The organism is Caballeronia sp. LZ065, assembly GCF_031450975.1.
Lineage (GTDB): Bacteria > Pseudomonadota > Gammaproteobacteria > Burkholderiales > Burkholderiaceae > Caballeronia.
On the sequence record NZ_JARUXV010000001.1, the window covers coordinates 1,079,492 to 1,092,128 of the forward strand.

12 protein-coding genes are annotated in these 12,637 nt (G+C 65.4%); 9 read left to right on the forward strand and 3 right to left on the reverse strand.

Annotation, left to right across the window (positions count from 1 at the left end; genetic code table 11):
* The first annotated feature begins 140 nt into the window (after positions 1-140).
* The 8 genes from QCE63_RS05075 to QCE63_RS05110 all read left to right on the forward strand — a co-directional run bounded on the left by QCE63_RS05075 (position 141) and on the right by QCE63_RS05110 (position 8,307).
* Entirely contained in the window at positions 141-875 is a 735-nt protein-coding gene (locus QCE63_RS05075) for a DUF4136 domain-containing protein (RefSeq protein ID WP_309831132.1), read from the forward strand.
* Positions 876-1,071: 196 nt separating this feature from the next.
* Positions 1,072-1,767, forward strand: a complete 696-nt coding sequence (locus QCE63_RS05080) for a CDP-alcohol phosphatidyltransferase family protein (RefSeq protein ID WP_309831134.1) — start codon at positions 1,072-1,074, stop codon at positions 1,765-1,767.
* Complete coding sequence (locus QCE63_RS05085; RefSeq protein ID WP_309831136.1) at positions 1,764-2,567, forward strand: 2OG-Fe(II) oxygenase; 804 nt, start codon at positions 1,764-1,766, stop codon at positions 2,565-2,567. Before QCE63_RS05080 ends, QCE63_RS05085 begins: the two co-directional genes overlap by 4 nt.
* Entirely contained in the window at positions 2,564-3,580 is a 1,017-nt protein-coding gene (locus tag QCE63_RS05090; RefSeq protein WP_309831139.1) for a flippase-like domain-containing protein, read from the forward strand. Before QCE63_RS05085 ends, QCE63_RS05090 begins: the two co-directional genes overlap by 4 nt.
* Positions 3,581-3,604: 24 nt before the next feature.
* Positions 3,605-4,381, forward strand: coding sequence for a phosphocholine cytidylyltransferase family protein (locus QCE63_RS05095; protein WP_309831142.1), 777 nt, complete (start codon positions 3,605-3,607; stop codon positions 4,379-4,381).
* The gene (gene aepX / locus QCE63_RS05100; RefSeq protein ID WP_309831144.1) at positions 4,378-6,084 is read left to right on the forward strand and encodes a phosphoenolpyruvate mutase; all 1,707 of its coding nucleotides are present in this window, start codon (positions 4,378-4,380) and stop codon (positions 6,082-6,084) included. The genes QCE63_RS05095 and aepX overlap by 4 nt, the downstream gene beginning before the upstream one ends.
* A complete protein-coding gene (aepY, locus tag QCE63_RS05105; protein WP_309831146.1) occupies positions 6,077-7,243 on the forward strand; it encodes a phosphonopyruvate decarboxylase in 1,167 nt (388 codons plus the stop codon). The genes aepX and aepY overlap by 8 nt, the downstream gene beginning before the upstream one ends.
* The gene (locus tag QCE63_RS05110; RefSeq protein ID WP_309831147.1) at positions 7,243-8,307 is read left to right on the forward strand and encodes a 2-aminoethylphosphonate aminotransferase; all 1,065 of its coding nucleotides are present in this window, start codon (positions 7,243-7,245) and stop codon (positions 8,305-8,307) included. Before aepY ends, QCE63_RS05110 begins: the two co-directional genes overlap by 1 nt.
* Before the next feature lie 19 nt (positions 8,308-8,326).
* On the opposite strand, the gene QCE63_RS05115 is transcribed toward QCE63_RS05110, so the two are convergent.
* Both QCE63_RS05115 and QCE63_RS05120 read right to left on the reverse strand, forming a co-directional pair.
* Positions 8,327-8,767: a hypothetical protein gene (locus QCE63_RS05115; protein ID WP_309831149.1), complete on the reverse strand. Its 441-nt coding sequence runs from the start codon at positions 8,765-8,767 to the stop codon at positions 8,327-8,329.
* 102 nt (positions 8,768-8,869) lie between these two features.
* Positions 8,870-9,313: a fimbrial protein gene (locus QCE63_RS05120; RefSeq protein ID WP_309831151.1), complete on the reverse strand. Its 444-nt coding sequence runs from the start codon at positions 9,311-9,313 to the stop codon at positions 8,870-8,872.
* Between the two features lie 373 nt (positions 9,314-9,686).
* On the opposite strand from QCE63_RS05120, the gene QCE63_RS05125 reads away from it, so the two are divergent.
* A complete protein-coding gene (locus QCE63_RS05125) occupies positions 9,687-11,285 on the forward strand; it encodes a hypothetical protein (protein WP_309831153.1) in 1,599 nt (532 codons plus the stop codon).
* 6 nt (positions 11,286-11,291) lie between these two features.
* On the opposite strand, the gene guaD is transcribed toward QCE63_RS05125, so the two are convergent.
* The gene (gene guaD, locus QCE63_RS05130; protein ID WP_309831155.1) at positions 11,292-12,620 is read right to left on the reverse strand and encodes a guanine deaminase; all 1,329 of its coding nucleotides are present in this window, start codon (positions 12,618-12,620) and stop codon (positions 11,292-11,294) included.
* Positions 12,621-12,637 lie beyond the last annotated feature (17 nt).

A 12,637-nucleotide genomic window follows, 5' to 3' on the forward strand; every position in this document is an offset into this window, starting at 1 on the left:
GAATCATTGTACAAGCCGCTCGACGATCGTGAACCGGGCGGCATGACGCGTCGCAACCCCCACAAAACAAGGAGGCTTCCGGGCTGCCCCGGAGGCTGGTCATAAACCGGAACGGGCGTTGGAACGAAGTGAGGATGACCATGAACGGGACCATGAAGGCGTTTTTCAGATGGACGCTGTTACTCGCGGCGACCTGGCTCGCGGGCTGCACGACCTACGTGCAGACCCAGGTGACCGCCTTCTCCGACTGGAGCGGCAACGACACGACCCTCACCTACGCATTCGCCCGCAAGGACGAGCAGCGCAACAGCATCGAACAGACGACGTACGAGACGCTCGTCGCGAATGAGCTTTCCAAGTACAACTTCCGCCAGGTGCCCGACGCGAGCGCGAACTATCAAGTGGCGATCAGCTATTCGGTCCGCGGTGACACGATGACCGTGCGCCAGCCGGTCTATTACGATCCGTGGATGTACGGCGGGCCGTGGGGCGGTCCATGGGGTGGCCCGTGGGGCGGCTGGGGAGGGGGCTGGGGCGGCTATGGCCCGTGGGGTCCGACAGCCTACGTCGACCAGACCTATCCGGTGTACATCCACGCGCTGCAGATCCGCATGACCGACCGTCAGACCGGCCGCGAAGCCTACAAGGTCACGGCCGTCAATTCGACGGGCGACGCCTCGCTCTACCAGGCCATGCCTTATCTCGTCCGCAGCGCGCTCGCCGACTTCCCGCTCGGCAACGGCACCGTGCGTACCGTCACGCTGCCGGTTGGCAAGGACGGCGTGATGTCGAACGAGACGGCGTCTTCGGCGAGTTCGAACGAGCGCACAGTCCCGCCGCCCGCTCCCGCGCCGGCACAGAAGACAGTTGAATGATCGCGTAGCCGAACAAGCCGCCTGGCTGCTTGTTCGGCATCGGAAATATTTGCCGTATGGAACAATTCACGGCGTTATCGAAAGTGAAAGTCGAACTTTCAAAATCGCCCGCCGGCCCTGACTAAACAGGGAGTTATCGCTGAAACGAAGGCCCGCAATATATGCAGGTTCGGCGAATTAGCGATATATTCCCGGGATGACAAAATCGTGTCCGCCCCATCCCAAAGCCGTTCCTGAGCCCGCCACCTGGGACGCACGGCTTGCCCGACGCCTCGTCACGCCGCTCGTCGGCACACCTGTCACACCCAACCATCTGACCACGCTGCGCCTCGCGATCGGTCTGGCCGGCGCCTGGTATCTTTCGCTCGGCGAGTTCTGGCTGTGTTCGCTCGGCGCCGCGCTGATCGCGCTGTCGAATCTCGTCGATCACACCGACGGCGAACTGGCCCGCATCAGCGGACAGTCGAGCAAGATCGGCCACCTGTACGACCTCGCGTGCGACGCGCTCGTCACGGTGTTGCTGTTTCTCGGCATCGGCTTCTATGTGGCCGTGCATCATCCGTCCTTGCTCGTGCCGGCCCAGTGGCTCGGCGGCCTCGCGGGCGTCGCGGTGGCGCTGATCTTCTATCTGCGCATGCGCATCGAGTCGATGGTCGGCAAGTCCGGTACGAAACAGGCCTCGATGGCCGGCTTCGAGACCGAAGACGTGCTTTATCTGCTGCCTGTCGTCACTCTTCTGAACGGCATGACGCCTTTCCTGATGGCCGCGGCCATCGGCGCGCCGCTGTTTGCCGTGTATGTGGCCGTGGATTATCAGCGCGTCGCCGCGAAACAGCGGCGCGCGCAGGCATCGCCCGCCAAGGACGGCAAAGACTTCCAGGCGGTGAGATGAGCGCAACGGCTTTTCCCGACAACACGGCGGCGCAGCCCGCCGCGGCAGCGACGGTGTCGCGCCGGGACATCGACGCAACAATGAAGACGCGCCTCGCCGCGCTGCCCACGCCCGCATTGCGCGACGAGTATGGCCAGCAAGGTTCGTTTCTGTACATCGAAGACTTCCTGCCGGCTGATTTCACCGAGCGCCTGATTGCCGCCGTGCATGCCGTGACGCCGGCCGTGAACCGTAATTATCTGCCGGGACACAAGGCGGGCGGCAGCGTGAGCCGCCATACGCTCGACCAGCTTGCGCCGTTCATCGCGGAGCTGTACCGCTCGGAAGCGCTGATCGGGTGGCTGGAGTCGATCACCGGCGACAAGCTGCAAGTTTCCCCGCCCGACGACGCCCACGCCTACGCGCTGTATTTCTACACGCGCCCGGGCGATCACATCGGCTGGCATTACGACACGTCGTATTACGAAGGCCGGCGCTACACCTTGCTGCTCGGCGTGATCGACGACTCCACCTGCGCGCTCGAATACGAACTGCACACGAAGACGCCCGGCGTGCCGGACCAGCCGGGCGCGGTGCGCTATCCGCCGGGCGCGTTCGTGTTCTTCGACGGCGACAAGCTGCGCCACCGCGTCACGCCGCTTGGCGAGAACCAGATGCGCGTGTCGCTGACCTTCGAATACGTGACGAATCCGTCGATGCGGCCGTTCCAGCGCTTCATCTCGAACATGAAGGATTCGATCGCGTACTTCGGTTTCCGGCAGGTCTTTCGCCGCAAGAGCGGCAAGAACGGGCCGGCATGAGTCGCGCCGGTACCTTTCTGCTGTCGGCCGGCGTGGTGTTGTTCATCGCGCTGCTCGGCTGGCAAGGCTTCGGTTCCGTCGCGGCGACACTCGCCGCGGCCGGTTGGGGCCTGGTCGCGGTGGCCGCGTTCCACTTCGTCCCGCTGTTCATCGACGCCGTTGCCATCAGCGTGCTGTTCCCGGCGCACGAGCGCAGCGTGGCGTTGCGCGAAGCGCTGCTGGCGCGCTGGGCCGGCGAATCGGTCAACAGCCTGATGCCGGCAGGTCAGATCGGCGGCCCGATGCTGATGGTCCGATACCTCGCGCAACGCGGCATGCGCGCGCGCGATGCCGCCGCCGTCATCACCGTCAGCACGACCATGCAGACGGTCGCGCAACTGCTGTTCGCGCTGGTCGGCGTCGTGCTGCTGACTGGCTACGCGACGGGCGGATCGTCGTCGAGCGTGACGATTGCCGTGCTCGCGGTGATCGGCGTGATCGGCCTGATGATCCTCGGCTTCTATCTGGCGCAGCGGCGCGGGCTGTTCGGCCGCGCGATGCGCTTCGCTTCCGGCATCGCCGCGAAGTTCTCCGCCAAGCGCGACTGGTCGTCGCTCGTCACGCGCGCCGAAGCCGTCGATGCCGCCGTGCACGAGCTCTATCGCGAGCGCCGCAAGGTCGCGTCGAGCTTCGGGCTGAGCCTGCTCGGCTGGTTCGTGGGCACGGGCGAAGTGTGGTTTGCACTGCATCTGCTCGGCCATCCGGTCGGCTGGTCCGAAGCGCTGATGCTCGAAAGTCTCGGCCAGGCGATCCGCGGCGCGGCCTTCGCCATTCCCGGCTCGCTCGGCGTGCAGGAGGGCGGCTATTTGCTGCTCGCGCGCCTGGTCGGCCTGCCGCCCGAGGCGGCGCTCGCGTTGTCGCTCGTCAAGCGCGCGCGGGAGTTGCTGCTCGGCGTGCCGGGCATCGTCTACTTGCATTTCGTTGAAAAAGGCTGGCAGCGCCGCCGACTCGCGCGCGTGCCGGATATCGACTGAACACCCTCGAAGGGAACAACAACCATGCGCGCAATTATTCTTGCGGCCGGGATGGGTCTGCGTCTCGTGCAACCCGAAGGCCAGCAGAAGCCCAAGTGCTTGCTGCGTTTCGGCGATGCCTCGCTGCTCGAACGCCATCTGCATTACCTGAAAGCCGCCGGCGTGACTGAAGTGGTCTTCGTGACCGGCTTCAAGAGCGAGCAGATCGAGGCGGAACTCGCTTCGATCGACTGGAAGCCGGCGAGCGAAGTCGTCGTCAACGATGAATTCACGCTCGGCAGCGTGCTGTCCGTGCATACCGCGCGCGAAGCCATGACGCGCGGCGGCGACGTGCTCCTGATGGACGCCGACGTGCTCTACGACGAGCGCATTTTCGCGCCGCTGGTGGCGGGCGCGAGCGTGAACCGCCTGCTGATCGACCGCGACTTCGAAGCCGGCGACGAGCCGGTGAAGCTGTGTGTCGAAAACGGCGTGCCGGTGGAACTGCGCAAGCAGGTGGCGGCCGGCTTGCAGTACGACACGATCGGCGAATCGGTCGGCTTCTTCCGCTTCGACCAAGCGACGGCCACGCGCCTCGCCGACATTTGCGCCGATTATGTCGCCACGGGCCGCGCGAAGCTGCCGCACGAGGAAGCGGTGCGCGATCTGCTGCTGGAAAAGTCCCACGTGTTCGACATCGCCGATGTGACCGGCGCACCGTGGATCGAAATCGATTTTCAGAACGACGTGAAGCGCGCGGCTGACGAAGTCCTGCCGCAACTCAATGCGCTGCATCAGTTTGCCGGAGCCTCCCAACAATGAACGCACCTACCCAAATTCCCGTCGGCTATTCGCGCACGCTGCGCCTGCGCGAGATGCTGCAAAGCAACCGCCTCGAATTCCTGATGGAAGCCCACAACGGCATTTCGGCGCGCATCGCGAAGGAAGCCGGTTTCAAGGCGATCTGGGGCTCGGGCCTGTCGATCTCCGCGCAATTCGGCGTGCGCGACAACAACGAAGCGAGCTGGACCCAGGTGGTCGACAACCTCGAGTTCATGGCGGACGCCAGCGACCTGCCCATCCTGCTCGACGGAGATACCGGCTACGGCAACTTCAACAACGTGCGACGCCTGGTGAAGAAGCTGGAGCAGCGCGGCATCGCGGGCGTGTGCATCGAGGACAAGCAGTTTCCGAAGACCAACAGCTTCATCAATGGCGAAGCGCAGCCGCTCGCCGACATCGATGAATTCTGCGGCAAGATCAAGGCCGGCAAGGATTCGCAGAGCGATCCGAACTTCTCGATCGTCGCGCGTGTGGAAGCGCTGATCGCGGGCTGGGGCATGGAAGAAGCGCTGAAGCGCGCCGAGGCGTATCGCCGGGCGGGCGCGGACGCGATCCTGATCCACAGCAAGCTCTCGAAGCCGGACGAAATCCTCACGTTCGCGCGCGAGTGGGCGGGGCGCGGCCCGCTCGTCATCGTGCCGACGAAGTACTACAGCACGCCGACCGACGCGTTCCGCCAGGCCGGCATCAGCTGCGTGATCTGGGCGAACCACTTGATTCGCGGCGCGGTTTCGGCGATGCAGGCGATCGCGAAGGAAATCCACGACTGCGAGACGCTCGTCAACGTGGAAGACCGTATCGCGGCGGTCAACGAGATTTTCCGTTTGCAGGACGCGGATGAATATTCGGCCGCTGAGAACATCTATCTGAGCGCGGCCAATGAGAAGCGCAGCGCGGTGGTGCTGGCCGCGAGCCGCGGCGCGGGCCTCGAAGCGCTCACCGAAGAACGTCCGAAGGTAATGCTGCCGGTGGCGGGCAAGCCGCTGCTGCGCCATCTGGTCGAAGCGTTCAAGAAGGAGCGCATCAACGACATCACCGTGGTGGGCGGTTATCGCGCCGATGCCATCGAGAAGGGCGGGGTGCGTCTGGTCGTCAACGAGCGGCATGCGTCGACGGGCGAACTCGCGTCGCTGGCGTGCGCCGCCGGGCATCTGAATGGCGACACAGTCATCTCCTACGGCGACCTGTTGTTCCGCAGCTATATCCTGCGCGATCTGGTGGAGTCGGACAGCGACTTCTGCGTGGTCGTCGATTCGTCGCAGGCGCCGCAGGCAGGCGAACCCGCCACTGACTTCGTGTATTGCTCGACCGGCGACGACCGCGCGCTGTTCGGCCAGAAAGTGTGGCTCGAAAGCGTGGTCGGCGCGGGACAGAACGCGCAGCCGGGTCGCGCGCCGCAAGGCCGCTGGATGGGTCTCATCAATGTGCGCGCGGGCGCACGAGAGCGCCTGCTCACCGCGCTCGGCGAATTGCAGCAGCGCCCGGACTTCGACAGCCTCGACATGGCCGCGCTGCTCAACGCGCTGCTGGCGGCGGGCCAGAAGATCGAAGTGCAATACGTGCATGGCCACTGGCGCGGCGTGAACGATCTCGACGATTTCCGCCGCGCAGGCGATTTCGCGCACGGCCAGACGCCGATCGGCACGGACGGTCTGGACAGCACGGAGCGCTCGCGTGATTGAGGCCGCCCAGTTCGTCGAGGCTGCGCGCGCACGCGGCTTCGACTGGTACGCAGGCGTGCCGTGTTCGTATCTCACGCCCTTCATCAACTACGTGTTGCAGGATGAGTCGCTGCATTACGTGTCGGCGGCGAACGAAGGCGATGCGGTCGCGCTGATCGCGGGCGTCGCGCTCGGCGGCGGCTCCGGTGAGACGAAGCGCCGCGGCATCGCGATGATGCAGAACTCCGGTCTCGGTAATGCCGTGAGCCCGCTCACGTCGCTCACCTGGACCTTCCGTCTGCCGCAATTGCTGATCGTCACGTGGCGCGGCCAGCCGGGCGTGCATGATGAGCCGCAGCACGCGCTGATGGGCCCGATCACGCCGCAGATGCTCGACACCATGGAGATTCCATGGGAACTGTTCCCGACGGAAGCGGAGCAGATCGGCCCGGCGCTCGACCGCGCGACCGAGACCATGGACCGCACCGGCCGTCCCTATGCGCTCGTGATGCAGAAGGGCAGCGTCGCGCCCTACGAGCTGAAGACGAGCGGCCTCTCGGGCCTGCGCGCCCATGACGCGCCGGCGCAAGTCGCGCGCTTTGCGGGCGAACGCGTCACGCGCCACGCGGCGCTGCAACGGGTGATCGCGCGCACGCCGCAGGACTCGACCGTCGTGCTGGCCTCGACCGGCTTCTGCGGCCGCGAACTCTATGCCATCGACGATCGCGCGAACCAGCTGTATCTGGTCGGCTCGATGGGCTGCGTCACGCCGATGGCGCTCGGTCTCGCGCTGTCGCGGCCGGATCTGACCGTGGTGGCCGTCGACGGCGACGGCGCCGCGCTGATGCGCATGGGTGTCTTCGCAACGCTCGGCGCCTACGGGCCGAAAAACCTCGTGCATCTGCTGCTCGACAACGGCGCGCACGAATCGACCGGCGGCCAGGCTACCGTGTCACGCGGCGTCGATTTCGCGTCGATCGCGGCGGCATGCGGCTATGCGCTCGCGCTCGACGGCGACGATATCGGCGTGATCGACCGCCTGTTCGACGCGCAGCATGTGGACGGCGCCCGCTTCGCGCGCTTGTCGATCATCACCGGTACGCCCGCCGACCTGCCGCGTCCGAAGGTCACGCCCGAGGACGTGCGCGCCCGTTTGCAACACCATATTGGAGGCCGTTGATGCTTTTGCTGAATCCGGGTCCTGTCACGCTGAGCGAACGCGTGCGCAAGAGCCTGCTGCAAACCGACCTGTGCCATCGCGAGCCGGAATTCTTCGATCTGCAGGATGAGGCGCGCCGCCGTCTCGTCGCCGCCTACGAGCTGGATCCGGCCGTCTGGAGCGCCGTGCTGATGACGGGCTCGGGGACCGCGGCTGTCGAAAGCATGATCGCGGGGCTGGTGCCGGAAGGCGGGCGTTTGCTGATCGTGGAGAACGGCGTCTACGGCGAGCGCATCGCGCAGATCGCGCAGCAATACGGCATCGAGCATGAAGTCGTGAAGTACGAGTGGATGCAGGCGCCGGATATCGACGCGATCATCCGCCTGCTCGACAGCAAGACCTTCACGAACCTCGCCATCATCCATCACGAGACCACGACCGGGCGTCTCAATGCGCTCGATCAGTTGTCGCGCGCATGCGCCGAGCGTGGCGTCGGCCTGCTGCTGGATGCGGTGAGCAGCTTCGGCGCCGAGGCGATCGATTTCGACGGCGGCGGCATCGCCGCGATCGCTGCGACGGCCAACAAGTGCCTGCACGGCGTGCCGGGCGCGGCGTTCGTCATCGCGCGCCGGACCGCGCTGGCGCAGGCCGCGAGCCGCACGTATTACCTCGGCATCGCGCGTCTCGCAAAGCTTCAGGATCAGCGCAATACGCCGTTCACGCCGTCGGTCCATGCGTACTACGCGCTGGTCGAGGCGCTGCGCGAGTTCGAGGAAGAAGGCGGCTGGCGTGCGCGGCATCAGCGTTACGCGACGCTCGCGGAACAGGTGCGCGCGGGGCTTGCGACGCTCGGCATCGAGAGCGCGCTGGCGCCAGAAGAGTCGTCTGTGGTGTTGCGGGCGTACCGGCTGCCGCAGGGCGTCACCTATGAAACGCTGCACGACGCGCTCAAGGCCGAGGGCTTCGTGATCTATGCGGGGCAGGGCGGCTTGTCGAAGGAGCTGTTCCGCATCTCGACCATGGGCGCGCTCGACACGGCCGACATGGACCGGCTGATCTCGTCCTTCGTGGAACTGTTGCGCTGATCTGCTGCGTTCCCGGCGATCACTGCTTGCAGAAGATCGCCGTGATGAAAGGCGCGACGTGGTGCACCACTGCGTCGCTGCCTGCCTCGCGCACCTTTTGCGCGACTTCCTCGTCGCCGCCCCAGACGACCGCGCCATAAGCCGCATCGCCGATCGGCTCGCCCTTGCCCTGCTTGAAGAGCGGATCGTCTTTCTGGTACGCGACCAACGCGTAGACCTTGAAACCATACGCCGTCAGCGTCGCGCCCTTCACGGCGCGGAACGCGTTGACCGAGTTCGCCTCGACCCGCATCGGCTTCTTTTCCAGCAGATTGTCGTCCTGTAGCGGCGCGATGAAATCGTGCGGCGTCGACTTGCAGTCGAGCTGCGCTTCGAGGGCACGCGCGTGGGCGAATGCGCTGAACGAGGCCAGCGCCATCGACAGCGCAAACGGTGTGATGCAGGCGGCGAGCTTCTTCATGGCGGCGCGGGATCGTGACAGGCTGCACTTTAACGAGAATGCAATAAAAGTGCTTGGACTGTCGAGAGCGTGCGCGTGGTCGCTCTTCCTTGAAGCGCATCGTTATTGATATGACAGGGTGAAGGTCGCCAATCCGGCGACTTTTCCCGGCGTGATCGGATTCGCGGTGCGTATGTACCGCACATTCAACGGGAGCGTCATCGGACCGCCGTTAGCCGTGCCGGCGAACCATTGATTGTTGTTTCCCGCGGCGCTGGAATCCGCCCCGTACACGATCGGCGTCATGCCGTTGGGTATCTGCGTGCCGACCCCAGATGCCGTCGCTCCGCTTCCCAGTGTGAGCACATTCGATGTATTGGACGGCGTGGTGGCATCGGTCAGGGTGAGATTGACCAGCGTGCCGGCCGAGCAGTTCAGGCCGAGCGAGAAGGGGGTGTTGCCTGCCACGGCGCCGGTGCTCGCAGGACTGGAGAGTGAAACGGATGGCAGGGTGACGCCCACGGACGGCGTGGTGACGTTGCAGCCGCGTGCGGTGATGGATGTCACCCCGCCCGGCGACAGGACGCGAAACGCGTAACGTGCGTTCGTTCTCCGCCATCGTACTCATCCGAATGATGCGGACATGCCAGGAATGCGCGTCGATGGCCGCCCGTCGCATGCCCGCCGCATGCATGCCGCGATTCGTCAAATTAGGTTTGAACGCCGGTCTGGCCAAGGCAAGTCGGCTACCTTGTGCTCTGCGTTTCGCGAAGTGAATCGATGCCAGCGTGCGTAGTCAGCTTGCCGCTTGTCTTTTCATCGCGCGTTTCCCCTACCCGAAATCCGCTCGCTTCTGACCACTTGTCCGACGCACACGCAGCGTGACGCGAGCATCGTCCGGTGGTTGTCGCAGCGGCAACGATTTACGTGAGAGGTTGACATGTATCGAACCATGGTCGCACTACGAAGGCTGCTTGCATCGTTGCTGTGCTGTATGGCTTCCGGCGTGGCGGGTGCAGCGAATCCGCCGCCGAATCCCTTTCTCGCTGCGCCGAGGCTCGCCATCAGCCACCTCGGTTCCGCGCAGACCAACGCCTTGCCGTATCCGGTGAGCCGCGGCACGCAGACGGTAGTGCCCGGCTCCGTGGCGCAGGTTGCGGCCGGCCCCGTCAATCTGATGACACTCGCGAGCACGTCGGCTGACACCATGTGGGGCGTGTCGGCCACGGGTGTCGAATACATCGACGTTCGCCAACACGGCTTCAAGGCGGTCGCGCGGATCCTGCTGCCGGGCGTGCAGCCGGCAACCGTGACCCGGCTGAACGCGCTGCTTGCCAGCCTTCTGAAAGAGCCCGTCGATCCGCAAGCCAGGGTGGCCTTGGCGCAGTCCTTTCTCAAGCAACTGTCGTGCGGCTCGGGCGGGATCTCGTCGGCCTACAGCGTCGTCGACAATAACAACGTGCTGTACCTCAATACCGGCACGCAGATCCTGGCGCTGGGCGTGTCAGACGGGCTTGCGGGCAAGCAGATCAACATCCTGCGCTCGATCGACACCACCACCTTCCTGCAAGCCGGCGAAGCGCTGACCGGCATCGTGATGACCTACGACGGCAAGCTCGTGGTGCTGGGAACGCGCTCGGTGCATATCCTGGACCGGAGCTTCACGGGTGCGGTGCCGTCGCTGGTCTTCGGCAGTGACGAGAGCATCAGCAACTCGGCGGCAGTCGATCAGAACAACGGAATCTACATCGTGTCCGACAAGTTGATGCGCAAGGTCGTCTGGACCGGCACGGCCTTGTCGGACGGTGCGGCGGACGGTGCATGGAGTTCGCCGTATCCAACCGGCGATACGTTCTACACGCTGTTCGGGTCCGGTTCCGGCAGCACGCCGACCTTGATGGGCTTCGGCAGTGGCGATCCCGATCATCTGGTCGTCATCACCGACGGCAAGAAGCGCATGGGCCTCGTGGCGTTCTGGCGTGACCAGATTCCCGCCGGCTTCACGGATCGCATTGCCGGGCAGATTCCGGTGACCGGCGGTTTGCCCTCCGGCTATACCGGCGATATCCAGACCGATCAATCCGTGACCGTCAACGGCTACGGCGCGTTCGTCGTGAACAACATCTCCGCGTCCGACACGGGGACGACGCCGGCGGTCGACAACCTCATTCGCGGCCTGCCGGGTGCGCCGCCTTCGCCGCTCGGCGTCGAACGTTTCAAGTGGGATGCGCAGGTGCACGCATGGTCATCCGTGTGGGCACGCCCGGATATCTCGTCGGACAACATGGTGCCCGCGATGAGTTCGCGCTCGAAGCTCGTGTTGGTGAGCGGGTATTACCCCGCGAACCATCAGGGCTGGACCATCAAGGGACTCGACTGGGACGGCACGGGCGCGGACGTGCACACGACGATCCTCGGCCCCGGCCTGTTCGGCAATGGCGCCTACGCGATGATGGAGTTCCTGCCGAACGGCGATCTATTGCTCAACAGCGTTCTCGGGCCGGCCCGGATCGCCGAGCCGGGCGCGACCCTTCGATAAGCCGCTTCACGCCGCCTTGTCGAGGATGACCGTCTTGCGCCCGTCGCGCGTATGCACGCGTTTGCCGGCGGCATGCGTCTCGAAGACCGCGCGGTCGTCGCCGAGCAGCGCGAACGCGAACAGCAACTCTTCCAGCGACTCGGTGCGCGACGTGCGGCGCGCCAGCAGCGGCGTCGCGTTCGGATCGAGCACGACGAAGTCCGCTTCGCTGCCGGGCGCGAGCGTGCCGATCCGGTCATCGAGTTCCAGCGCCTGCGCCGCGCCGGTCGTCGCGAGCCAGAACATGCGCGTCGCGGTCAGATGATGGCCGGTCAGGCGCGCGATCTTGTGCGCGGCGCCCATGGTCTGGAGCATCGAGAACGACGTGCCGCCGCCCACGTCGGTGGCCATCGCCACCGGCATGTTGGCCGCGCCGGCTTTCTCGAAGTCGAACAGGCCGCTGCCGAGGAACAGGTTCGACGTCGGGCAGTGCGACGCCACCGCGCCGGTTTCCGCCATGCGTTCGCGGTCGCGGTCGTCGAGATGGATGCAATGGCCGTACACCGACCGGCGGCGCAGCAGGCCGTAGTGATCGTAGATGTCGAGATAGCTCCGATGCCCCGGGAACAGGCTCTCGACCCACTTGATCTCGTCGGTGTTTTCCGCTACGTGCGTCTGGATGAACACGTCCTGATGCTGTTGCGCCAGCGCGCCGCACGCTTCGAGCTGCGCTTCCGTCGAGGTCGGTGCAAAGCGCGGCGTCAGCGCGTATTGCTGACGGCCGCGTCCGTGCCAGCGCGCGATGAGTTCGGCGCTGTCGTCATAGCCGGATTGCGCGGTGTCGCGCAGGAACTCGGGGCAGTTGCGGTCCATCAGCACCTTGCCCGCGACCATGCGCAGGTCGCGCGACTCGCTTTCCGTGAAGAAGGCCTCGGCGGATTGCTTGTGCACCGTGCAGTAGACGAACGCCGTGGTCGTGCCGCAGGCGAGCAGTTCGTCGAGAAAGAAACTCGCCGTCTCGCGTGCGAGCGCCGGATTCTCGAAGCCGCGTTCGGTCGGGAACGTGTAGGTGTTGAGCCAGGGCAACAGGCCCGGCGCCGGCGACGCGATCATGTCCGTCTGCGGATAGTGAATGTGCGAGTCGATGAAACCCGGCACGATCAGCTTGTCGCGCATCGTGTGGACGGTCGCATCGGCGGCGAGCTGGCCGCGCACCGACGCATACGCGCCCGCCGCGACCACACGGCCGTCCTCGACGATCAACAGGCCGTCGGCCTCGTACACCGCGCCGTCGGCGGCATGCGCGGGATCTTCCCGGAAAGTCAGCAACTGGGCGCGCCAGGCGGTCTGAGTCATGATGCAACGTCTCCGTT

Coding starts and splice junctions, on each gene's coding strand:
- guaD (WP_309831155.1), bottom strand. CDS start 12,620: ATGACTCAGACCGCCTGGCGCGCCCAGTTGCTGACTTTCCGGGAAGAT.
- QCE63_RS05080 (WP_309831134.1), top strand. CDS start 1,072: ATGACAAAATCGTGTCCGCCCCATCCCAAAGCCGTTCCTGAGCCCGCC.
- QCE63_RS05125 (WP_309831153.1), top strand. CDS start 9,687: ATGTATCGAACCATGGTCGCACTACGAAGGCTGCTTGCATCGTTGCTG.
- aepX (WP_309831144.1), top strand. CDS start 4,378: ATGAACGCACCTACCCAAATTCCCGTCGGCTATTCGCGCACGCTGCGC.
- QCE63_RS05110 (WP_309831147.1), top strand. CDS start 7,243: ATGCTTTTGCTGAATCCGGGTCCTGTCACGCTGAGCGAACGCGTGCGC.
- QCE63_RS05095 (WP_309831142.1), top strand. CDS start 3,605: ATGCGCGCAATTATTCTTGCGGCCGGGATGGGTCTGCGTCTCGTGCAA.
- QCE63_RS05085 (WP_309831136.1), top strand. CDS start 1,764: ATGAGCGCAACGGCTTTTCCCGACAACACGGCGGCGCAGCCCGCCGCG.
- QCE63_RS05090 (WP_309831139.1), top strand. CDS start 2,564: ATGAGTCGCGCCGGTACCTTTCTGCTGTCGGCCGGCGTGGTGTTGTTC.
- QCE63_RS05075 (WP_309831132.1), top strand. CDS start 141: ATGAACGGGACCATGAAGGCGTTTTTCAGATGGACGCTGTTACTCGCG.
- QCE63_RS05115 (WP_309831149.1), bottom strand. CDS start 8,767: ATGAAGAAGCTCGCCGCCTGCATCACACCGTTTGCGCTGTCGATGGCG.